The 22,401-nt window shown below is 66.4% G+C and carries 21 protein-coding genes; 4 read left to right on the top strand and 17 right to left on the bottom strand.

Annotated features, from left to right (window positions below):
* Window positions 1-153 precede the first annotated feature (153 nt).
* The 11 genes from IT540_RS16270 to IT540_RS16220 form a co-directional block, all read right to left on the bottom strand.
* The gene (locus IT540_RS16270; protein WP_291180303.1) at window positions 154-384 is read right to left on the bottom strand and encodes a hypothetical protein; all 231 of its coding nucleotides are present in this window, start codon (window positions 382-384) and stop codon (window positions 154-156) included.
* Window positions 385-482: 98 nt separating this feature from the next.
* The gene (gene nadC / locus IT540_RS16265; protein ID WP_291180301.1) at window positions 483-1,349 is read right to left on the bottom strand and encodes a carboxylating nicotinate-nucleotide diphosphorylase; all 867 of its coding nucleotides are present in this window, start codon (window positions 1,347-1,349) and stop codon (window positions 483-485) included.
* A complete protein-coding gene (locus tag IT540_RS16260) occupies window positions 1,346-3,016 on the bottom strand; it encodes an L-aspartate oxidase (RefSeq protein ID WP_291180298.1) in 1,671 nt (556 codons plus the stop codon). Before IT540_RS16260 ends, nadC begins: the two co-directional genes overlap by 4 nt.
* 82 nt (window positions 3,017-3,098) lie before the next feature.
* Window positions 3,099-4,190: a quinolinate synthase NadA gene (gene nadA / locus IT540_RS16255; RefSeq protein WP_291180288.1), complete on the bottom strand. Its 1,092-nt coding sequence runs from the start codon at window positions 4,188-4,190 to the stop codon at window positions 3,099-3,101.
* Between the two features lie 237 nt (window positions 4,191-4,427).
* Window positions 4,428-5,480, bottom strand: coding sequence for an NAD regulator (locus tag IT540_RS16250; RefSeq protein WP_291180278.1), 1,053 nt, complete (start codon window positions 5,478-5,480; stop codon window positions 4,428-4,430).
* Window positions 5,481-5,607: 127 nt separating this feature from the next.
* The gene (locus IT540_RS16245) at window positions 5,608-6,183 is read right to left on the bottom strand and encodes an HD family hydrolase (protein ID WP_291180384.1); all 576 of its coding nucleotides are present in this window, start codon (window positions 6,181-6,183) and stop codon (window positions 5,608-5,610) included.
* A gap of 89 nt (window positions 6,184-6,272) precedes the next feature.
* A complete protein-coding gene (locus IT540_RS16240) occupies window positions 6,273-6,890 on the bottom strand; it encodes a DNA-3-methyladenine glycosylase I (protein WP_291180265.1) in 618 nt (205 codons plus the stop codon).
* On the bottom strand, window positions 6,877-7,803 hold the full coding sequence (locus tag IT540_RS16235; RefSeq protein WP_291180258.1) for a folate-binding protein: 927 nt from the start codon (window positions 7,801-7,803) through the stop codon (window positions 6,877-6,879). Before IT540_RS16235 ends, IT540_RS16240 begins: the two co-directional genes overlap by 14 nt.
* Before the next feature lie 257 nt (window positions 7,804-8,060).
* The gene (locus IT540_RS16230; RefSeq protein ID WP_291180256.1) at window positions 8,061-9,581 is read right to left on the bottom strand and encodes an amidohydrolase family protein; all 1,521 of its coding nucleotides are present in this window, start codon (window positions 9,579-9,581) and stop codon (window positions 8,061-8,063) included.
* Window positions 9,582-9,855: 274 nt separating this feature from the next.
* Complete coding sequence (locus tag IT540_RS16225) at window positions 9,856-10,710, bottom strand: L,D-transpeptidase (RefSeq protein WP_291180253.1); 855 nt, start codon at window positions 10,708-10,710, stop codon at window positions 9,856-9,858.
* A gap of 201 nt (window positions 10,711-10,911) precedes the next feature.
* Window positions 10,912-11,334 (bottom strand): hypothetical protein, encoded by a 423-nt coding sequence (locus IT540_RS16220; protein ID WP_291180250.1) that lies wholly within the window; start codon window positions 11,332-11,334, stop codon window positions 10,912-10,914.
* A gap of 381 nt (window positions 11,335-11,715) precedes the next feature.
* Between IT540_RS16220 and IT540_RS16215 the strand changes: the two genes are divergently transcribed.
* Entirely contained in the window at window positions 11,716-12,375 is a 660-nt protein-coding gene (locus IT540_RS16215; protein WP_291180247.1) for a LysE family transporter, read from the top strand.
* A gap of 121 nt (window positions 12,376-12,496) precedes the next feature.
* On the opposite strand, the gene IT540_RS16210 is transcribed toward IT540_RS16215, so the two are convergent.
* Together IT540_RS16210 and IT540_RS16205 are read right to left on the bottom strand one after the other, a co-directional pair.
* Window positions 12,497-12,745 (bottom strand): hypothetical protein, encoded by a 249-nt coding sequence (locus IT540_RS16210; protein WP_291180244.1) that lies wholly within the window; start codon window positions 12,743-12,745, stop codon window positions 12,497-12,499.
* A 209-nt stretch (window positions 12,746-12,954) separates the two neighbouring features.
* Window positions 12,955-13,380, bottom strand: a complete 426-nt coding sequence (locus IT540_RS16205; RefSeq protein WP_291180241.1) for a TIGR02301 family protein — start codon at window positions 13,378-13,380, stop codon at window positions 12,955-12,957.
* A 325-nt stretch (window positions 13,381-13,705) separates the two neighbouring features.
* Between IT540_RS16205 and IT540_RS16200 the strand changes: the two genes are divergently transcribed.
* Complete coding sequence (locus tag IT540_RS16200) at window positions 13,706-15,370, top strand: Clp protease N-terminal domain-containing protein (RefSeq protein ID WP_291180238.1); 1,665 nt, start codon at window positions 13,706-13,708, stop codon at window positions 15,368-15,370.
* Between the two features lie 5 nt (window positions 15,371-15,375).
* Here IT540_RS16200 and IT540_RS16195 read toward each other — a convergent pair whose 3' ends face one another.
* Window positions 15,376-15,825, bottom strand: coding sequence for a YaiI/YqxD family protein (locus IT540_RS16195; RefSeq protein WP_291180235.1), 450 nt, complete (start codon window positions 15,823-15,825; stop codon window positions 15,376-15,378).
* Between the two features lie 74 nt (window positions 15,826-15,899).
* On the opposite strand from IT540_RS16195, the gene IT540_RS16190 reads away from it, so the two are divergent.
* Complete coding sequence (locus IT540_RS16190) at window positions 15,900-16,541, top strand: TetR/AcrR family transcriptional regulator (protein ID WP_291180232.1); 642 nt, start codon at window positions 15,900-15,902, stop codon at window positions 16,539-16,541.
* Between the two features lie 435 nt (window positions 16,542-16,976).
* Here the strand turns inward: IT540_RS16190 and aspS are convergent, their stop codons facing one another.
* Together aspS and IT540_RS16180 are read right to left on the bottom strand one after the other, a co-directional pair.
* Entirely contained in the window at window positions 16,977-18,839 is a 1,863-nt protein-coding gene (aspS, locus tag IT540_RS16185) for an aspartate--tRNA ligase (protein ID WP_291180230.1), read from the bottom strand.
* Window positions 18,840-19,037: 198 nt separating this feature from the next.
* The gene (locus tag IT540_RS16180; RefSeq protein ID WP_291180227.1) at window positions 19,038-19,571 is read right to left on the bottom strand and encodes a hypothetical protein; all 534 of its coding nucleotides are present in this window, start codon (window positions 19,569-19,571) and stop codon (window positions 19,038-19,040) included.
* A 450-nt stretch (window positions 19,572-20,021) separates the two neighbouring features.
* Here IT540_RS16180 and rnd point away from each other — a divergent pair, with 450 nt between their 5' ends.
* Complete coding sequence (gene rnd, locus IT540_RS16175) at window positions 20,022-21,179, top strand: ribonuclease D (RefSeq protein WP_291180225.1); 1,158 nt, start codon at window positions 20,022-20,024, stop codon at window positions 21,177-21,179.
* A gap of 167 nt (window positions 21,180-21,346) precedes the next feature.
* Here rnd and IT540_RS16170 read toward each other — a convergent pair whose 3' ends face one another.
* The gene (locus IT540_RS16170) at window positions 21,347-22,243 is read right to left on the bottom strand and encodes a DnaJ C-terminal domain-containing protein (protein WP_291180223.1); all 897 of its coding nucleotides are present in this window, start codon (window positions 22,241-22,243) and stop codon (window positions 21,347-21,349) included.
* Window positions 22,244-22,401 lie beyond the last annotated feature (158 nt).

Here is a 22,401-nt window from a genome sequence, read left to right as displayed (position 1 = left end):
GACACGCCCTGGGTCCCGGCTCTCGCTATGCTCGGCCGGGATGACACGGGTACGCACGACGCCAACTGTCATCCCGGCCAAGCGGAGGAGCAAGCCGGAGCGCAGAGCCGGGACCCAGCGCAAAATGCGTCGAAGACACGATGTCGACTGGCGTCAGTGCGGCAGGTCGCGGTTCTCCATGCGGTCGAGCTCATCGAGGCTCGGACGGCGCGGGCGGGGTCCCTGCTTCTTCGGCATCAGAACGAGCCAGAACAGCGCCGGAGGAAAGAGGAAGCTCCACGCCATCCAAAACGAGTAGTCGCGGTTCTTCCAACCGGCAACGAATCCGGCCAGCGCGGCGGCCACCATCGCCGCCAGACCCCAGATTACGATTCCCGTGATCATACGGATGCCATCCTTCACCGTTTTCCCGCGCCCGGCTCCGCTGCGAGACATGTCGGGCAACTGCGGCAAAATCAAGCTTGTTATGACCCATGACCCGGTCACGGGCCGGTGAAATCGAGACCCAGGTCCAGGATCGGCGCCGAATGCGTGAGCGCGCCGACCGAAATGAGGTCGACCCCAGCCTCGGCGATCGCGCGCACCGTCTCGAGCGTGACGCCGCCGGAAGCCTCGGTCAGCACACGGCCAGCGACCATCGCCACCGCTTGTCGCAGCACCGTCACATCCATATTGTCGAGCAGAACGGCATCGATCGGATACGCGAGCGCCGCGGCAAGCTCATCGAGATTGCCCACCTCGACCTCGATCTTGACCATATGCCCGGCATGCGCCCGCGCCGCGGCGATGGCCGGCGCAACACCGCCCGCCGCCACGATATGGTTGTCCTTGATCAGGATGGCGTCGTGGAGGCCCGAGCGGTGATTGGCCCCGCCGCCGGCGCGCACGGCATACTTCTCGAACGCACGCAGCCCCGGCGTCGTCTTGCGCGTATCGACGATGCGCGCGCGCGTTCCGGAGACCGCATCGACATAGCGCCGCGTCAGCGTGGCGATGCCGCTCATGTGGCAGAGGAAGTTGAGCGCCACTCGCTCGCCTGTGAGCAACGCCCGCGCCGGCCCACGCGCACGCGCCACCGCGGCGGCGGTCGCAACCTGATCGCCGTCGCGCACCAGCGCCTCGAACCCCACACGCGGATCGACTGCCTGGAACGCCGCCTCCGCAACTGCGAGCCCCGCGATCACGCCGGCGAGGCGCGCACCGAACGTCGCCTCGGCCGTTGCATCGAAAGGAACCGTGGCATCGGTCGTGATATCGCCGCGCGTCCCGAGATCCTCGGCCAGCGCCTGCTCGACCGCGCGCGCGATCACGATGCGCGGCAGGCCGCCGTCGAACGTCGCTTCCGTCACGTGGAAAGCTCCTCGCAACAGCGGGGCGCCGCGGACTTGCGGCTGCGCGTGCCGATGGCGCGGATCTCACGCAGCGTGACAGCGCTGCGATGCTGGAGCGCGGCCTCGGGCTCCGGAAAGTCCGAGCGGTAGTGCGCGCCGCGGCTTTCCGTGCGCAGGAGCGCCGACCCGGTGATGATCTCCGCCGCCAGCGCCATGTTGACGACCATGCGGTCGCAGCCCGCCTCCTCGCCGATCTCGCGCAAAAACGTGAGCGCCTGTACGAGCCCGGCGCCGCTGCGCACCACGCCCACGTGCACGCTCATCGTCTGCCTGAGACGGCCGACGAGGCTCGCGCGCCGCGCGGCATCGATGGGCCGCTCCGGCCCCGTGCGGTAGGTCCGGGCAGTGGGATGTGCCATCTCGCTCGTGACCAGGCGGCCGATGTCGTCGGCCGCGCGCGCGCCAAGCACCACGGCTTCGAGCAGCGAGTTGGACGCCAGCCGGTTGGCCCCGTGCAGCCCGGTCGAGGCCACCTCGCCCACGGCCCACAGCCCCTCGAGCGACGTGCGTCCGAAGAGGTCGGTCGCCACGCCACCCATGTGGTAGTGCGCGGCCGGCGCCACCGGAATCGGCTGCGTGACGGGATCGATGCCCGCCGCGCGGCAATGCGCATAGACGGTCGGAAACGCCTGCGGAAAGGCGGCGCCGATCGCATCGCGGCAATCGAGGAACGCGCCGCGCCCCGCCGCGATCTCCGCGAACACGCCGCGCGCGACGATGTCGCGGGCCGCAAGCTCGCCCCGTTCATCGAGCGCAAGCATAAAGCGCGCGCCGGCGCCGTTGATCAGCGTCGCGCCCTCGCCGCGCAACGCCTCCGACGCAAGCGGCGCCGGATCGATCCCGGCGTCGATGGCCGTCGGATGGAACTGCACGAACTCCGCGTCCGCGATCAGCGCGCCCGCGCGCGCGGCAAACGCGATCGCCTCGCCACGCGCATAGATCGGATTGGTGGTGACGGAGTAGAGCGCGCCCGCGCCGCCCGTGGCCAGCACGACGGCGCTCGCCGGCATGAAGTCGAACGTTCCGGTCCCCTTCGCCTCGGTGCGCACGAGCCGCACGCCGGAGACGCGGTCGCTGCCGCCCGATCCCGCCTCAAGAATGAGATCCAGCGCCTCGTAGCCGTCAAGCACGCGGATGGATGGCGTCTGCTTCACCGCCGCGATCAGGGACTGCATGATGGCAGCGCCGGCGCGGTCGCCCGATACGCGCACGACGCGCGGCTTGGAATGGGCCGCCTCGCGCGAGAGCACGAAATGCCCGGCGAGGTCACGGTCGAACGGCACTCCGTAGCGCAGGAGATCGGCGATGCGCGCCGGCGCTTCCGACGCGACGACCTCCGCAACGTGCGCATCGACGATGCCGCCGCCCGCGGCGATGGTGTCGGCCGCGTGCTGCTCCGGCGCATCGCCCTCGCCCACGGCGGCCGCGATGCCGCCCTGGGCCCATACGCTTGAGGAGCCTTCGCCGAGCGGAGCCGCCGCCACCACCGTGACCGGCAGCGGCGCGAGCCGCAGGGCCGTGAACAGACCGGCGAGCCCGGCGCCGATAATCACGATGTCGCCGGATCCGAGCACGTCGGCAGGATCGGCGAAGCCCCGGGCGAGACGGGTGCTATCGAAGTCCATCAGCGGACCTCCCCAACTGCTTCCGATGGAAGCACCCAAAAAAGGAACGCGCGGGCGCTCACGTCCGCGCGCCTCTCATGCGTCAGGCCGACGCCTCGACCATGTGCTCGACGGCGCGGCGCGCCTTGGCCGCGACGGTCGGATCGACCGTCACCTCGTAGCGGTTGTAGAGCAGCGCCTCGTAGATCTTCTCGAGGCTGATGCGCTTCATGTGCGGGCACAGGTTGCACGGCCGGATGAACTCGACGTCCGGCGCCTCGGCGGCGACGTTCGATGCCATCGAGCACTCGGTGACGAGCATGACCTTGGCCGGCCGCTTGGTCTTCACCCAGTCGATCATGGCCGCCGTCGAGCCCGTGAAGTCCGACGCCTGGATGACGTCCGGCGGGCACTCGGGATGCGCGATGATCTTGAGGCCGGGCTCGGCCGCACGCATGGTCTCCATCTCTTCGCCCGTGAAGCGCTCGTGCACCTCGCACGCCCCCTTCCAGGCGATGATCTCGACCTTCGTCTTGGTCTGCACGTACTTGGCGAGGTACTGATCCGGGATCAGCAGCACACGCGGCACGCCCAGGCTCTCGACGATCTTCACCGCGTTCGAAGACGTGCAGCAGATATCGCACTCGGCCTTCACCGCCGCGCTGGTGTTGACGTAGGTGACGATCGGCACGCCGGGATAGGCGGCGCGCAATGCGCGCACGTCCTCGGGCGTGATCGAGGATGCAAGCGAGCAGCCCGCGAGCGGATCCGGGATCAACACCGTCTTGTCGGGGGAGAGGAGCTTCGAGGTCTCGGCCATGAAGTGCACGCCGGCCTGCACGATGACCTGCGCCTCGACCCGCGCCGCCTCCTTGGCGAGCTGCAGGCTATCGCCGCGGAAATCGCCCACGCCATGGAAGATCTCCGGCGTCATGTAGTTGTGCGCCAGGATAACGGCATTGCGCTTCGCCTTGAGCTCGTTGATCGCCTTGACGAGGGGCGCGTAGTGTACCCACTCCATCGGCGTCACCACATGCTTCACGCGCTCGTAGAGCGGCGCCATCTCCCGCTTGAGCGCCGGCGTGAACGCCAGCGGCGGCGTGACGGGATCTACCGTACGCGCACGCGGCGCGCAGGCAGCCGCCGGCTGGGGCTGGGAAAGCGCAAGCGCCGAATGGGCTGAACGAAGCGCCATTTTTCACCTCCAAGCTATCATATACTCGACTTGAGTATATGAGGGCCCTGAAAAATACCGGCCGCCTTAGGCCAGTCACTCCTACGCTCTTGGACCTCTATGGTTCCCCTTATTATGCTCTAGCGGAGCATAGAACGCCTGAAACAAATCTAGTTGAGGCGCGCACGATTTTCCAGGCCAATGCCGAAATAAATTGCAGCTCCGCTGCAAAGGCCCCGCGCACCGTTCGCGGACAATTCAAACACGAACGGCTTTGACGCGCACGCCCGGCGCCGGCCGCTCGAGCACCACCTCGCGGCGGAACCGGAACAGCTTCGCCGGCCGTCCGCCAGTCTGCGTCTTGACCTCGCCCGTGGGCTCGACCAGCCCCGCGCTCTCGACGAGGCGACGGAAGTTCTGCTTGTGCAGATGCGGCCCGAGGATCGCCTCCACCGTCTTCTGCAGCTCGAACAGCGTGAAGTCGTCCGGCATCAGCTCGAAGATCACCGGCCGATACTTGATCTTCGCGCGCACGCGACCGATGGCGGTCGCGAGAATGCGCCGGTGGTCAAACTGCATCGGCGCGCCAAGCCGCGGCAAGGCGCTTCCCCACGCCGATGCAGCCTCCCGCCCGTCCCGGCGTGCCTCCTCGACGAGGCCGGCCTCGTAAAGCAGCTCGAAACGATCGAGGACCTTCTCCTCGTCCCATGCGCCGCCGTCGAGGCCGAAGCAGATACGGATGCGGTCTTCTCTTGGCACCGGACGCACGGGTGCCGAGCGCGAGCTGGGGCTCTGCGCCCACTGCCTGAGGCGCGGCTCGATCTCGGCCGCGAGAATTTCGGGCTTGCCCTTCCGCCAGTCCTCCCACGGGAAATACTGGTACCAGCTCCGCCACGAGCCGTGCTGCAGGTCGCGCGCGTGGCCCGTCTCGGTGAGCGCGAGGTAGCCGATCGAGACCACGTGCGGCGCGGCATCGCCCGGCTCGGCGTGACGTCCCCGGTCTCCGAATGTGTAGAGCTGCTCGACATAGCCGAGGCCGAGCCCGGTCTGCTCCTCGACCCAGGTGCGCAGGCCGCTCTCGAGCGTCCGATGCGCGACCGGAGAGAAGGGGCCAAACGGCAGCCCGTCGACGGCCTCGCGCTCGCCGCGGATCACGAGCACCACCGGCTCGTCGTCGATCACGGCGACGATGGCCGCGTTGAGCCCGATCTCCACGCTGGCGGGCTCGCTGCGCGAGGCGGCCACGTGAGACGTCTCTGCTTCGGGATCTCTTTCGTGAACCCGACGCTTGAAGTTCATATCTGCGACCATGGCACAAGCTCCTATATTGTGCCGGCTAAACACGGATCATGGCGATTTTCGGAACCGGTCGAGCAAGATATTCTTCGCGCAAGATGGAATAAAAATCGAATGATCAATCAAACGCTGCAAGCGCGCGTCAACGTGCGTTCGTGAGGGCCACGAAACGTTCGAGAAAGAGCCGCTGCGCATCAGCCGCAGGCATCGGCGAGAGCGCGAGAAGGCGTTGCGTAAGAGTCAAATTCGTTTCTTCCGGCTCTCCAAAAAAAATGAGGGCTTCCTCGCGGGAAAAGCCCGCAAGCCCAGTCGCTTCGTAGAACGCAGCGACTCGGTCGGCGCGCTTGATCTCCACACCGATCGTTTCCGGCAACTGCGCCGGTAGCTCGAACCGCACATGAATGGCTTCGAGCAGCTTGAGTTCGAACGCCTTGTAATCTAGCCCGATGGCCGTTTTAAACGGACTGATCAAATCTCCAATCACATATTCGGGAGCGTCGTGCAAAAGGGCGGCAAGCCGTAACTTGGTATTCCAACCAGGATTTAAAACGGCGGCAATTTCCTCCACCAAAAGCGAGTGTTGCGCAACGGAGAAAGCATGCGCGCCTTGCGTTTGGCCGTTCCACCGCGCCACCCGAGCCAGCCCATGCGCGATGTCCTCGATCTCGATGTCGGCCGGCGACGGATCGAGAAGGTCGAGCCTCCGCCCCGAAAGCATGCGTTGCCACGCGCGCGGAGCGCGCGAGACGTCATCACTGCGCGGTGACGCTGTCCGCCTGGGATTGGTTTCGGAGGTGCCCATGGTCATCAGATCGACGGTGGCACGAACGCGCGCTGCAGCTTGGCGCACACCGCATGACGCGGGCAGCCGACGAGGTGATCATTGACCATGCCAGTCGCCTGCATGAAGGCGTAGACCGTGGTCGGCCCGACGAACCGGAAGCCCGCCATCTTGAGCGCCTTCGAAAGCCGCTGCGAGGCCTCCGTCGAGGCGGGCACGTCACCGAACGCCTCATGCCGGTTCGGCGCCGCCTCACCGCCCGCCTGCTCCCACAGGAATGAGGCCAGCGTCCGCGTCTTCCTGAGCTTCAGATACGCCTTCGCGTTGTCGATCGTCGCCTCGACCTTCATGCGGTTGCGCACGATGCCCTCGTCCGCCATCAGCCGCGCCACGTCGCGTTCGGTATAGCGCGCGATCCGCGCCGGATCAAAGCGATGGAACGCGCGCCTGAACGCCTCCCGTTTGCGCAGGATCGTGATCCACGACAGCCCGGCCTGAAAGCCCTCGAGCACGAGCTTCTCGAACAGCCGGTGCTCGTCGGCGTGCGGCACGCCCCATTCCTCGTCGTGATAGCGCGCGTAGAGCGGATCCTCGATCCCCGCCCATGGGCAGCGCACGAGCTTGGCCGTCTCACGCGATTTCATGCGGCGCCCCGATCTTGAATGTCGCGAACGCCGGGAGCTCGACGCGGAGCGCCACGCCACCCGCCACAAGAGCGATGCCATCGCGGCGCGCCTCCGCCACCCGGTCCAGCCTGAGCAGCGCAAGCCCCCGCGCGCCGGCCACCGAACCAAGCCGCCCGATCTCCGCCTTTCCGGCGAGCACCGGCAGCGGACCGGCCGGCAGCGCCTGATCGGCGAGCACCGGCACCACACGCTTGCGCACCGAGGTGCGATGCTGCATCCGCGACACGACCTCCTGTCCAACGAAGCAGCCCTTCGTGAACGACACGCCGTGGAGCTGATCGAGCAGCGCCTCGTGCGGGAAGGTATCGCCGTACGCGAAATCGCGTCCGCCCTCCGGTACGCCGAGCACGATCCGGTGCGCGTGATAGGCCGCAGACGATACGGAGTTTCCCCCGATCGCCGCGAGCGCGGCGTCGGCGGATCGCGCCTCAGCGACGATTCTGTCGCCTAGCGCGGGGAGGCGTGGATCGGCGAACACATGCGCGCCCGCTGCCCCACCCGGCGAAAGAGGCGCCTCGCCCCATGCCGCGGCGACAACGAAATCCGCAGACACGTCGCGGATCTGCACGTCGGCGCGCAGCTTGTACATGGAGATCCGCTTGACGAGCTCACCGGCCTTGTCGCGCACCGTATCGAGCAGGAAGCCGCCCTCGGTCTTCACGACAAGGAAGTCGAACAGAATCTTGCCTTGGGGCGTGAGCAACGCCGCATAGAGCGCCGGCGCATCCGCGAGCAGCGTCATGTCGTTGGTAATGAGGCCCGCAAGCAGCTTCTCGGCATCCGGGCCGGTGACCGAGACCACGCCGCGATCCTCGAGCACCGCTACTTGCACCACCGCGGAGGACATTCCCATGGCCTTCCAGAAACGCACGTCTCGCGAACCACTGCCGGCCCGCCCTTGGCAACCTTGCGTGGATCCCGGCGTGCGCCGGGATGACGTTGAGGCTGGAGTAACTCGGTTAGCCCAAGGCTCCGTCATGCCAGCGTCATGGCGGAGCCATGCTTCGCATGGACGGCCGGCACCCACGCAAGCTTCAACGAGCACGCCGCCCGCATTGGATCAAGAGCGATTGAACCAGCGGCGCTACCATCGGCGGAACGCAGCCTCCAACATACCGGAAGCGGGCGTCAACGCCCGCGCCGCCCGCCTGCCGCGCGCTTCTTTGCCGGCTCCTTCTCGCCGGCCCGTGCCGCCGCGATCGGGGTAACGGCCGCCGCCGGCTGCACCTTGGCCTGGATCGGCTTCTGGCAGGCCCACTCGGCCACGGCGTCGATGTCGTAGAAGCGGGTCGTCTCCATCAGCATCCGGCACTCGGTCCAGATGTCGCCGTCCACCATCGGCATGAAGAGGTCATGCACATTGTCAACGCCGAGGTAGGTGCGCACGCCAGCATCTCTGAGCTTGACGAACGGGGCGATGGAGTTGTGCAGCGGCGCCGTCATCGGCAATTGCTTCATGCTGAGCGCCGCCGACGGGCAGATGATGATGCCGAGGTCCGCCTGCTTGACCTTCTCGATGATCCGGTCCTGCTCGCGATCCTCCTTGGCCGAGAGCGAGATGGCGTGCACGCCGAACACGCGTCCCTGCATCCCGTGCTCGATGGTCTTCTCGGCCAGGAGCTCGGTCTCGTCCTCGAGCGGATTGTTCTCCTGGTCGATGTGCACGTCGACCGGCTTGCCGAGCTTCTTGGCCAGCGACAGGACGACGTCGAGATGCTTCTCGGGCGTCGGCCGGTCGCGCGAGGGAAGCCCTCCGCAGTAGTCGGCCAACTCGCACGCTTCCGCATACTGGGTGAAGGACGCGGGATCGAGCACGCCCTGCAGCGGCTGCACGCCGACCTCGAACTGGATGCGGTCCGCGTAGCGCTTCTTGACCTCCAGCGCCGCCTTGATAGGCAGCAGCCCCACGGTGCTGTCGGCATCCACCATCGTCCGGCAGTAGGTCACCCCCTGCTGGATCATGGCCTCGAGGCCGCGGCTGATGCGCTCGACGAGATCGTCGTGCGTGTAGTTCTCCTTGAGGTAGCGATAGAGCTCCCACTTCTTCTGCATGTCGACCTGGCTCAAGCGCAGGTTCTCGTGCGTGATGAGGTAGGCCTTGTCGAAGTGCGCATGATGGTTGGCAAGACCGCCGAGACGCTCGGCCGCCGCGAGGAAGCGCAGGCGCAGGTTCCACGGCTCGCTGTCGTCGGCGAGACGGTAGCGGTAAGTGCCGCGCTCGGCGTCGATGATGATCTGCTCGAGCGTGGCGATGCCGACGTCGGCGTCGGTGATCAGCGGGATGCCGTTCTCGATCGAGAGCTTGCGGATGAGTCTGGCGTCCGAGCTTTCGTCGTAGTCCTCGTCGCCCGTCAGCACGTTGATGACGAGATCGAAGCGGTTGGCCTTGAGGAAAGAGAGGATGTTGGGCGAGCGCCCGTCCGTGATCTTGTGGATCTCGGTGCTGCCGATGCCGTGCTCCTTGAAAAAGCGGTACGTACCCGGCGTCGCATAGAGCTCGACGTCGAGCGTGAGAATGCGCCGGATGGCGGGCAGCATGCGCTTCTTGTCTTCGGGCCGCCCGGCGCTGATCAAGAGGTTCTTGCGGCGCTGGCGTCCGAGGAGCTTCAGGTTGAAGGCCAGAAGCTCGAGAGAGATGGCGTTGCTCATTGGTCTGACCTCGTTTGTCCGATAAGCGCCCAGTTGCGATAAGCGGTGTGCGCGTCTTAACCCGCGGGACATCGACCCGCGTGGTGGTCAGAATCGCACTTTATTGCAGTTGGCGCCCAGGCACCACCGGATTGCTGCGCCCGTCCACGGGCGCCTAGCGGCGCAGCCCGTCTATACGCGAGGCGGGGCACCCGAGGAACGCCCCCGGGATTGCCCCAAACGTCGCAGGGCACAACGTCCCTCTTCCGCCCTTCGGGGCGAAGGCGAGACGGGCCTAGATCCCCTGATCGGCCGGCTGCTCCGCGGGCGGGACCTCAACCGGCGGTGCGGCTTCCGGAGCCTGCGGCTCGGCCGGTTGGGCCTGCGCGGCCGCAGGCGCCTCCGCGGCAGGCGCGGCCTCGGCCGGCGGCGGCGTCTTCACCTCCTGGTAGCCGCCCGGCGGCATAACGGTGCCGGACTTCGGCAGGCGACGCATGACGTACACGACCGTCCCCGCATCGACGTGCTTCGCCAAGTGCACGACATGCTCGTTGTGCATGCGGAAGCAGCCCGACGACGACGCCGACCCGATCGACTTCGAATCGTTCGTGCCGTGGATGCGGTAGAGCGTGTTACCGAGATAGATCGCCTTGGCGCCAAGCGGGTTCCTGAGTCCGCCCGTCATGCGGACCGGCAGCTTCGGCATGCGCTGGCGCATCTCGGCCGGCGGGATCCAGTCCGGCCAGTCCTCGATGCGCGACACGCGCTCGACACCGGTCCACGCGAAGCCCTGCTTGCCGACTGCGATCGGATAGACGTAGGCGCTGCTGCGCGACAGCGTGTAGTAGAGCTTGCGCCCCGCGGTATCGATCACGATCGAGCCCGGCTGAAATCCATTCTGGAAAGCGATGGTCTGCGGCGCACGCGCCGAGATCGACGGCCGTGCCCCACCCGAGGCGAGTGCCACGGACTTGCCGGCCACCGCCGGCGCTGCGCCGAGGAACGAAGGTTGCACGCCTCTGCTGCTACGCTCGGGAGGCTCGCCCCACAATCCGTACTGGCCGATGCCCTGCGCCGACGCCGGCGTTCCGACACCGAAAGCCACGAAACCCGCCCCCAAGAGCAGGGCGGAAAGTCGAAAACCCAACATGCTACGCACCTCTGAAACCGCAACCTCGAGATCGCCGGCTGTCGGCGGCCCCTGACGACATAGGCGCACTATAACGAAGCTTCCAGCCCCGTACACCCGCCGGCCGGAATCCATTGATAACAATGGACATAAATATCCATCGAATATGGCAGCGAACCCCGCCCCTCGAAAACCCGCGGCATAGCGTCCGGCACCTGTCGATCAGTCGTATTTGCGAAACGTATGCCAGGTTCCGTCGGCGCCGATGGCGATCCGCCACCACGTCCACTTCTTCGCGGCCTTTGCCTCCTTGGCCGCCGCCGCGGGCATAATGCGATGGAGATCCACCTCCTCCGCCGGTGTCAGGCCGTCGAGCGGCAGCTCGGCGAGATACGGCCAGACGTAGACGAGCGCGTTCTCGGGGTCCTTGCCGATGGCGAGACGCGCCGGGGGCAGCGCCAGCAGATTGGCGAGCACGGCGAGCACCTCGCGCCCCTCGCCGTCGGCGGAACTCTGTTTCCAATATGCAATCGGATCGTCACGGGCGGCGGCACCGAAGTCCGGGGGGATCTCGTTCCACTCGATGGCGTCCTTGAGCTCCGCCACGTCGCCCGCATGAACGGCGGCGAGGATCTGCTCGCGCATGTCGATGACGCTTTGCGGCAACGTACCGTGAAACGCCCTTTCCCTCGGCGCGGCCTTTGCAGCAACCGCCGTCTCCTTATCCCCGGCCAGCGCCGGAGCCCGCAGGCAATCGCCATGGACAAGGCAAAACGCCGCCGTTACCAATAGAGCAGCACACGGGCGGCGATCCCTGATCGGCCGTCGCATTTCATTTGTGGAGACACGTTTCTGAGCCGCGGGACGGGCACCGCAAGCGCCGAGCTTCCCATCGGGAGCGAAGTGGAGCGCTCTCTGCTCGTAACCCATGAGGCTTACTGGTCCTTCCTTTGACCCGGCACGGCCGGGTCCCACTCGAGGTGCAATGCCGGAACTCGACAGAGCGCGGTCGCTGCGGTGGCGCGCATGCAGCTAGTCCCCAACCTCCTCATCATCCCAGTGGGAATTCTGATCGGGGTTCTTGTCGCGGCTCCGGTCGGCCCCGTCAACGTGCTGTGCATCCAGCGCGCCATCGAGCGCGGCTTCTGGGGCGGCCTTGCTGCCGGCATCGGCGCCACGCTGGGCGACGGCCTCATCGCACTGTTCGCGAGTCTCGGCGTCGGCGCCATCTCGGGCGCCATCGAATACCATCGCCAGGCCATCCAGATCGTGGGCGGGCTGGCGCTGATCGCCTTCGGCATCAGGCTCTACGTGGCGCCCCCGCGCCTTGGCAGCGTGCAGACCGAGATGGAAGGCGCAGCCTCCTTGCGCGACTACGCCTGGGATATTCCCAAGACCTTCCTCCTGACCATCACCAATCCGGGCGCCGTGCTCGGCCTGTTCGCCATTTTCGGCGGCGTGAGCACGTTCGTCGAGGTGGACAGCCACATCGACGCGCTGACCATGGTGGCCTCGATCATGGCCGGCAGCTTCCTGTGGTGGCTCGGCTTGTCGCACCTGATTGGCCGCCTGCGCCATCGCTTCAGCACGCGGCATCTGGCCTACACGAACCGCGTTGCGGGCGTGCTGCTGATCGGCTTCGGCGCTTTGCTCGTCGGTGAGGTGATGCTGAAGACGCTGACCTGAGCAGGCACGGCCGCGAGCCCATCCGAGACGCCGACGCACCCCTGAGACACCAACGGCGGAGCAGCCCGCACGGCAGCTCCGCCATCTGTTTAGCACGCCGCCTCGCGGCGGACACCGATCCCTATTGGACGTTGCGATCGAGCGTGAACTCGCCCATGTCGATCCGCCGCTCAAGCCCGCCTGCGAGCTTCTTCACGGCATCCTCGCCGTAGAGCGACACCAGATCCGTCAAGGCCGTGAACAAGGCCGCATAGGCCATCTGCTCCGGCGCAACGCCACTCTCGGTCCCCTCGTCCCAGGCGGCAAGTATAAGACTCAACGCCCGAAAACTGAGATCTTCGGACGTGTTCAAATCGAAATGAGCTTCCATCGCGGTCCTTCCCCCAAAGCCAATACGAGATCGGCGGCGAACCCCCGCGCCCACGATTCTCTATCTTGCGAAACTACACCTATCACGGGCAGTTCACGCGACTAGATGCTGCAGCAATTCACAGTAAACTGCACGCTACTTCTGCTTCATTCGACAGTTCACCGACGATCGGCAGGTGTGCCGGGCGCGATTGCGATTCAGTTTGAGTTTCAGGGCGATCGGTTGACCAGGCCATCTCCGATCTGAATCCCCTCGGCGAGAAAGCGCTCGATGGACGATTGTGCCGTCGGCGTGCACGTGACGTAGGTGCGCCGATAGCTGCGGTAGCCTTGATTGAAGCTGCGCGTCAGCCGCGCGCGCCGAATGGCCGTGCCGCCTTCCGTGTCGATGAGCTCTTTCATCTTCTCACGCCAGAGCTGTCCGTCGTTGGCACTGCACAGCTCCCGCAGATAGTGCACCGCACCAAGGATCTCGGCGAGCCGCATGAGCTTATCGTCGTAGGGCTTGGCATCACCCGGCGCCGCCCGCGCCTCGCCGGCGACAGCGCTCAAAAAGACCGCAACGGCGAGCGCCATCGCGGCGCCGGAAAGGCGCGGCGCCCCTTGTCGCGAGCATCGGTTGACGAGCACGGTCACAGGTCTTTCCCTTTGGCAGGGTTCGATTTTTACGCGCGATTCTGACGTCGTCATGGCAGCGCCCGAGGCCAACATCCTGGCTCAGCCGGCAGCAAGGATCGAACGGACCCGGTCCCGAAGCAAATTCCGAGGCGAATCCGATCCATCGCAATGTTTACCAAATTCTCCGGCCTGTGACGCCGCCTCTCGCGCCCGGTAACGTTAGAGGGTATGGTTTTTCTGCGCGGAAACATTGCGGCTGACCGACGGGAGCGGTGAGGCTGCGGACCAGCCGGGGGAACGGCGGGCACGGGACGAAAGCCGCGTCGCGTGAGGGGAGTAGGGGATGGGTTACCGTGGCGACGATCTGGACCTGAGAACGCCTCAGGCAACTCCGGGCGACCTCGCCATCTCCCAGCCCGCGGATCCGTTCGTGGCGTCGGCAAGAGCCCGTGCGACGGCGAGCGCGGCGCGCGGCGCGCCCATCTGGGTCGACGATGCGCTGCTCGACTGCTGCAACCATGCCTACGACGTGGCCTCCGCCCACCGCGCCACCGAGGTGCGCGTGGAGCACCTGATCTACGCCTTGACCCGCATCGACGAGGCGGCGGACTTGCTCGAAGCCCGCGGCGTGCGCACGGCCGGCCTGCGCCGCGAGGCCGCGACCGCCATCGCGACGGAGATTCCCGCCGCGCACGGCAGCGGCAAGACGAACCCGCGGCGCGCGGAAGCCGTGGAGGAGATCCTGCGGCTGGCCGCGGCCCTTGCCTATCGCCGCCAGGCGCCGGCCGGCGTCGCCGACCTGGTCCATGTCCTGCTCGAGGGCGCGACGGAGTTCTCGCCGCTCCTCCGGCTCTTTCCGCCAACGGCCCGGCCGGCCGAATCCACTCTTGACGTCGAGGCCTACCGCGAGCGCTACCGCAACGGCCCGGCCGCATCCTACCCCCCGCGCGTCTCCACCGCAGACGTCGCGACCGCCAACCAGCACGCGCGGATCGACGCCATCGAGCAGTCGCTCCGCACCCTCACCATCGAACTGGCAAACGAACGCAAATTCTTATCGGGAGTGCTGCAAGATCTGCAGCGAGAGCTCATGGCACAGCGCGAAGACACCTCACGCCTCGGCGGCATCACGCAGGAGAAGATCCAGGCCGTATTCGGGGATCGCCTCCAAAGCCTGGAGCAGGCCTTCCACTCCCGAGCGCCCAATGGAGACCTCGGAGCGCTGCAGGATCGCCTCGGACTGCTCGAGCGCGCGCTGCAAGCCGAGATCTCGGTGACACGCGCCGCCGTCGAGTCCCTGGCCGAGAAGCCCGCAACCGATATCGGCCCTCTCCTGCGCCGCCTCGAAACCGTCGAGGCAGCGGAGCGGACACTGTCCGGTAGCGTCCAGGCCCTGGCGGCGGCCATCGAGCGTCAGCCCGGCGAGATCTCGGCATCGGTATCAAGCCCGATCATCGAGCATCTGAATGCATTGACCGTGACGCGCGACGCCCAGCACGCCGCGCAGACCGACGGCCTCGCGGAGACGCACCGCCGCCTTGGCGCCTTGGAGGAGGCACTTGCCACCCATGCGGCGCGTGCCTCGCAGGAGCGCGCGGAGTTGCGCGAGCTCCTTGAGCGGATCGCCGAGCGCAACCAGGAAGGCTTCGCGACCCTCGCGGAGAACATCACGCAGGATCTGAGCGAGGTGCACGACGGTCTGTCGCGGGTCCACTCCGACCACCACGCGCTCGCGACCACCCTCGACAGCGAGGCGCAGGGTGCAGCCAACGCGTTCGCATCGCTGGCCGCCCGCATCGACATTCTCGAGAAGGCAGCAGGCAAGCCGATCGAGATGCTCGAGGCGCTGTCGGCGACCGTCGACAAGATGCACAAGGTCACGGTCGAGCGGTACTACCGTCGCAACCGGTTCTGGTACTGGCTGTTCGGCACCGACGACTGGCTCGCGGCGAGCTGGCCGTCCCAGTCGGCCCGCATTGCCGAGGAGCTGCGCGCCGTCAAGCGCTGACCTGCTTACGCGCGCTTTGCCCTCTGCACGGCGAGCTCCAGCGCTTCGAGAAACCGCGAGCGGTCCTGTCGCGCAAAGGACGCGTTGAACCCGCGGCTTTCGCCCGTCTCGCGAAGATGCCGAGATAAATCGCGCATGGCGAGCGCCATGCCGATGCTCGCGTCCGTAAACGGCTTGCCGGTCGGGCCGATGACCTGCGCACCGGCCTTGAGGCAGCGCGCCGCAAGAGGAATGTCCGCCGTCACGGCAATGTCGCCCTTGACGATTCGCTCCGCGATCCAGTCGTCCGCCGCATCCGGTCCATCCGTCACGACGACACGCTGCACGTTCGCGCCTTCCGGCAGGCGCATCCAGGAATTCGAGACGTAGACGATGGCCAGGCCGTGCCGGTCGGCCACCCGCAAGGCCTCCTCCTTGACCGGGCAGGCATCGGCATCGACATAGATCACCGTCACCTTTTCCCTCCTTACGGACCGCCCGTGCTCGCTGCCTGCTGCCCGTCGACGGCAAATAGGCTACAACCTCCCGCATGACTTGGCACAAGGACCGCGGCCCCGGCGAGCGTCGTGGCTATCACCATGGCAACTTGCGCGAGGCTCTGATTGCGGCCGCGCTCGACCTGATCCGCGAGAAGGGTCCGGCCGGCTTCACCTTTGCCGAGGCCGCCCGCGCCGCGGGCGTTTCCCCGGCGGCACCCTACCGCCACTTCCGCGACCGCGATGCCCTGCTCGCCGACGTGGCGAAGCGCGGCTTCGAGACATTCACACAGGCGCTGACACGCGCATGGGACGGCGGCCGCCCGAACCCGCGCGAAGCCTTTAACCGCCTTGGGGCAGCCTATCTCGGCTTCGCCAGCAAAGAGCCGGCGTACTTCTCGGCCATGTTCGAATCCGGCCTCTCGCTCTCGGATTACCCGGAGGTCCGCGCCGAAGGCGACCGCGCGTTCGGCGTGCTACGTGAGGCTTGCGAAGCGCTGATCGCCACGCTGCCCAAGGACCGCCGACCGCCGCCCTTGATGATGGCGTTGCACATCTGGTCGCTTTCACATGGGATCGCGGCGCTCTTCGCCCGCGGCGACCGCGCACGCCGTCCGATCCCGATGCAGGCGGAGGAGCTTCTGGAAGCTGCCGTCCTGATCTACCTTGACGGCCTCGGCCTGGGCGGACGCTAGCCTTGATCCGCGCGCGACGCGCTCACCAGTACCCCGCGCGGACGCAATCGTCGCGCATGGAATACGGAGTCTGATCTCCTAGGCTGCAGTAGTAGCGCAGCTCTCGGTCCGAAAGCCTACCGCCACCGTAGCCACGCTGTTGTCGCCACTTGCGCGGCCCGCAATACTTGCGGACCGAGTACGGAGTCTGACTACCCAGACTGCAATAATAATTCAGCTTGCCGCACGACATGCCGGAGCCGCGACACCCGCCCTGGCCCCACTGCGCGCTCGCAGCAGTCGCAGCCACGCACAACCCGATCGCAATAAGCAGAATTCTCATCTGTTGGCCCTCGGACCCTTTTTGTAACCATAGCACGGAGAAGGGACCGCTGCTGCATCTATTCGCCGGCCGGAGCCGCAGTGCAACCAGAGACCGCAAGAATCCTAAAGGACCTACTTCTTCTCCGGCGCAACCACGCGGATGGAAAGCTCGCGGAGCTGCTTCGGCGACACTTCTGACGGCGCGCCCATGAGCAAGTCGTTCGCCTGCTGGTTCATCGGGAAAAGCGCGACGTCGCGCACGGTCGTGCAGCCGGTGAGCAGCATCACCATGCGCTCGATGCCCGCCGCCATGCCACCATGCGGCGGCGCACCATACTGGAAGGCACGGTCAAGACCGCCGAAGCGCGCCTCGACCTCGGCGCGCCCCAGCCCCGTGATCTCGAACGCCTTGACCATCGTCTCCGGGCTATGGTTGCGCACGGATCCAGACGCAATCTCGTAGCCGTTGCAGACGACATCGTACTGGTTGGCCTTGAGCGCGAGCAGCGCCTCGCGCCCATCCCGCTCGGCCGCCTCCAGCGCCTCGCGCCCGCCCTTCGGCATGGAGAAGGGGTTGTGCGAGAAGTCGATCTTCTTCTCGTCCTCGTTCCACTCGTAGAATGGGAAGTCGACGATCCACGCAAACGCGAAGCGGCCCTCGTCGACGAGCTTGAGCTCGCGGCCGATATCGTCGCGGGCGAGCCCCGCAAACTTGTAGAAGCGCGCCGGATCGCCTGCCGTGAAGAAGCAGGCATCGCCCGTCTTGAGCCCGAGCTGCGCCTGGATGGCGCCTGCGCGCTCCGCGCCGATGTTCTTCGCCACCGGACCGGCGCCGGCCGCACCCTCCTCCTCGCGCCAGAAGATATAGCCGAGCCCCGGCTGGCCTTCTTTCTGCGCCCACACGTTCATGCGATCGCAGAAGGCGCGGCTGCCGCCGCCCGTCGCGGGGATCGCCCACACGCGGACCTTCGGATCCTTCTCGATCATGCCGGCGAACACCTTGAAGCCCGAGCCGCGGAAATGCTCGGTCACGTCCTGCATCTCGATCGGATTGCGCAGGTCCGGCTTGTCGGTGCCGTACTTCTGTATCGCCGTGTCGTAGGGAATGCGCGCCCAGCCGCGGTCGACACGCTTGCCGTCTGCGAACTCCTCAAACAGATCGGTGAGGATCGGCTCCATGGTCTGGAAGATGTCCTCCTGCTCGACGAAGCTCATCTCGACGTCGAGCTGGTAGAACTCGCCGGGCAGCCGGTCGGCGCGCGGATCCTCGTCGCGGAAGCAGGGCGCGATCTGGAAGTAGCGATCGAAGCCCGAGACCATGAGGAGTTGCTTGTACTGCTGCGGCGCCTGCGGCAGGGCGTAGAACTTGCCGGCATGAATGCGGGACGGCACCAGGAAGTCACGCGCGCCCTCGGGCGACGAGGCAGTCAGGATCGGCGTCGGAAACTCGTTGAAGCCCGCTTCGTGCATGCGCCCGCGGATCGAGCGCGTGATGGCGAGGCGCTTCATGATGATGGCGTGCAGAGTCTCGCGCCTCAGATCCAGGAAACGGTAGGTGAGCCGCAGGTCCTCCGGGTAGTCGGGCTCGCCGAACACGGGGACCGGCAGCTCCTTGGCCTCGGAGAGCGTCTCGATCTCGGTTGCATAGACCTCGACCTCGCCGGTCGGCAGCTCCGGGTTCGCCGTGCCCGCGGGACGCTCACGCACGAGGCCGTCCACGCGGATCACCCATTCCGATCGCACGGCCTCCGCCGCCTTGAAGGCGGGGCTGTCCGGATCGGCTACCACCTGCGTCAGCCCGTAGTGGTCGCGCAAGTCGATGAACAGCACGCCGCCGTGGTCGCGCACGCGGTGCACCCAGCCCGAAAGCCGCGCCGTGGCACCGATGTCGGAGCTCCTGAGCGCCCCACACGTATGCGACCGGTAGCGATGCGGCTTGCCGCCGCCCGCATCCGCCGTGCTCTCGCCCGCCGCCGCTTTCTTACGCGCTGCCATGTGCCTTGAGATCCGCCTGAGAACCGGTTCGAAGTGGCGGAAAAGCGCATGACGCCCCCCCAAAGTCAAGGCTTTGGGGAGGCCCGGCTGGCCCGGCTGTGAACGACGGAGAAAGAGGCAAAGGCGGGAGGCGCGACGGCCTTCCCGGCGCCCCGGGGAAATCTCACGCAACCTGCCTCAATGGCCCATCCGGTCCGGTCAACCGGTCGTCAGCACCGCGAGCCAGACGAGCAGCGACAGAGCGAACAGGCCGACGCTGAGCTTCAGCTTCCAGGAGACATCCCGGAACTCGCGCTCGAGCACGCCAAGCTCGGTCAAGCGCCGGCTGACGGCCTCGAAAGTCTGAAAAGCGTGATAATCGCCTTTTGAATTTCCGTCGATCGTATCAAATCGGGATTTCAAATAATCAAATCTACGCGAAAGCTCATCGAGCTTTGTAGCCCGCGTTTTATGCTCACGGTCGAGAAATTCGGAGAAGCGGTAGCTACGGGACGCCTCGTCGCGAAGCTCCGCAATGTCGCTTTTTATAAGTTCGAGTTCGCGGTTGAGGGACTTCATCTCAAGTCCCATCTGATCGATCTTCACGGCCGTCTCGGCGACGAACGTATCGCGGGCGATAAGCTGAACCGAAGCACCGCTGGGCACCCTCTCCAGGGCTTGCCCTTCAAAGAGATAGCGCTGAATCGCAGAGGGCCGGCCACTGACGGGCCGATGCCTGCCGAGCTCTTGCACACCAAACTCCTACGCCACGCGAAGAGGCCGCAACACTGAACTTGAGGTCACCGCCATGCACGAAAGCGGCATTGACCATCACGCATCCGAGGAGCTTCGCGAAATCGACCGACAGCGAATAAATTCCGGAATGACGCCGAAATCGGCGTCAAATTCCGACTTGCCTCACCCGCTTATCGCCGGCACTCGAAATCGACCCGCACCCGGGAAAATTTATACATCACGCGCGATTTCTTGACTAGACGTCGGCCCACCGGAATTTACACTTTCGACGAATATTTTATTGGGATGAGGGCACAGGCCGGCGCCGGCGGGCAGACCGCGACCGCGGCAGAGCCTCCTGGCCGGCACGGCGCCCGCGCAGGGCGGCGAGCCCAGGAAAATGCCCGGCCTGGCCAAGGAGCTAAGGAGCTGGCGATAGCCGCCTCAGCCGTCTATATACGTCCCGCAATGCGCGTTATCACCTCGACCTCAGCCCTCTCAGACACCTGCTCCAGGCTTGCCGCCGGCGAATACGTCGCCGTCGACACCGAGTTTATGCGCGAGCAGACCTTCTGGCCGGACCTGTGCCTGATCCAGCTCGCAGGGCCCAAGGAGGAGGTGATCGTCGACCCGCTGGCGGCCGGCATCGACCTCAAGCCCTTCTACGCCCTGATGGCGGACCGCCGCGTGGTGAAGGTCTTCCACGCCGCGCGCCAGGACATCGAGATCGTCTACTCCGAGGCGGGCCTCAGCCCGGCGCCCGTGTTCGACACTCAGATCGCGGCCATGGTCTGCGGCTTCGGCGAGAGCGTGAGCTACGTCAATCTGGTCAAGAAGGTCACTGGTCGGGATCTCGACAAGAGCTCCCGCTTCACCGACTGGAGCCGCCGGCCGCTCTCCGACAAGCAGCTCACCTACGCCATCGGCGACGTCACCCACCTGCGGGACATCTATACGCACCTCAAGGCGGAGCTCGAGATCACAAACCGCGAATCCTGGCTCGACGAGGAGATGGCGGAGCTGACGGCGCCAGCCACGTATGAGAGTCATCCCGAGAACGCTTGGCAGCGCCTCAAGATGCGCGTCAAGAACCGCAAGGCGCTCGCCGTCCTGATCGAGCTGGCCGCCTGGCGCGAGCGCCTGGCGCAGGGTCAGGACGTGCCGCGCGGGCGCATCCTGCGGGACGAGGCGCTCTACGACATCGCCAACCAGCAGCCGACGACGCCCGAGAAGCTCTCGGAGCTCCGCACCTTGAGCGATGGGTTCGCCCGCTCGCAGCGCGCCAAGGAGATCATCGAGGCCGTCCAGCGCGGGCTCGAGCGTGACCCGAAGTCACTGCCGGCGCTGCCGCACAACCAGCCCATGTCCGCGGAGGCAACCGCGACCATCGAGCTTCTGAAAGTGCTTCTGAAGGCGTCGGCCGCCCGCCACCGCGTGGCGCCGCGCCTGATCGCCGACGCCGACGACCTTGAGCGCATCGCGAGCGAGGCCGAGCCGGACGTCCCCGCGCTCAAGGGCTGGCGGCGCCAGCTCTTCGGCGAGGATGCGTTGAAACTGAAGCGTGGCGAGCTGGCCCTCACGCTCTCCAAAGGCGAGGTCCTCGCCATCAACCCCGGCGACCGCTGAGCCGAGACCCGGCGCCCTCCACTGTCATCCCGGCCGAGTGGCGTCGCGAAGCGGCGCCGCGCAGAGCCGGGACCCAGAGGGCCACGGATAGAAACATCTCCCAACACGCTCCTGCTTACGCCTGCGCTCGGCCGGGACGACAGGGGGACAAGCTTCGTGCGGCCGCCCTACTTCCGCGGGTCGTAGCGGTGCTTCTGGCGCCACTCCGAAAGGAAGTAGGAGAGGGTGTCGTCGATCGTCTCCGGCAGCACGATTCGGACCGTCACCAGCTCGTCGCCGGTCGCTCCGGTCGTGGCGTTGCGCACGCCCTTGCCCTTGAGCCGCAGCACCTGCCCAGAGCTCGTGCCTTTGGGGATGGTGAGCTGCACCCGGCCTCCGACTGTCGGCACCTCGACCTTGCCGCCGAGCACCGCCTCGTCGATCGTGATCGGCACCTCGACCAGGATGTCGTCGCCCTCGCGGCGGAACTCGCGGTGCGCCCGCACGCGGATCTCGACCAGCGCATCGCCCGACTCCCCGCCCGCAACGCCGGGCTCGCCACGCCCGCGCAGGCGCAGCACCTGCCCGTCGGCAACGCCCTCGGGCACGGTGAGATCGAGCACGCCGTTGTCGGTCAGCGTCACCCGCTTCTTGGCGCCCTGCACGGCCTCGATGAAGTCCACGTCGAGCGTGTAGCGCACGTCGCGCCCACGCATGGAGAATCCGCCCCGCCCTCCACCACGCCCGGCACCCGAGAAGATGTCCGAGAACATGTCACCGAAGTCCTCGAAGATCGGCCCGCTGCGTCCCCGCGCACCTGCACCGGCGCCTGCCCCCTGCGTGCGCCAGGTGGGACGGCGCGGCTCGCCCGAGGCGTCGATCTCGCCGGTGTCGTACTGCCGCCGGCGCTCCGGATCGCCGATAATGTCGTGGGCGGCTGTCACCTTCTTGAATCGCTCCTCCGCCGTCTTCGACGGATTGACGTCGGGATGCAGCTCCTTGACGAGCTTGAGATAGGCTTTCCTGATCTGGTCGTCCGTCGCGCTATGCGGCACGCCAAGGATTTCATAAGGGTCATCGGCCATGGCGGGACGGCATCCTGGAGGGCATGGGCATGATCACGCGAGAGCGATGACAGGACATGGAAGGCGGCAATCGTCGTCCGGACAGTCGGCGATCTGCCACGGCCTCGATAGATACGGGATATCGCAAGGCCGATGCCAGATCAAAGAATAGCGCCCGT

The organism is Hyphomicrobium sp. (assembly GCF_020852195.1).
Taxonomy (GTDB): domain Bacteria; phylum Pseudomonadota; class Alphaproteobacteria; order Rhizobiales; family Hyphomicrobiaceae; genus Hyphomicrobium_C.
Note: the sequence above shows the minus strand (reverse complement) of the source record. Positions and strands in the feature narration are given on the sequence as shown.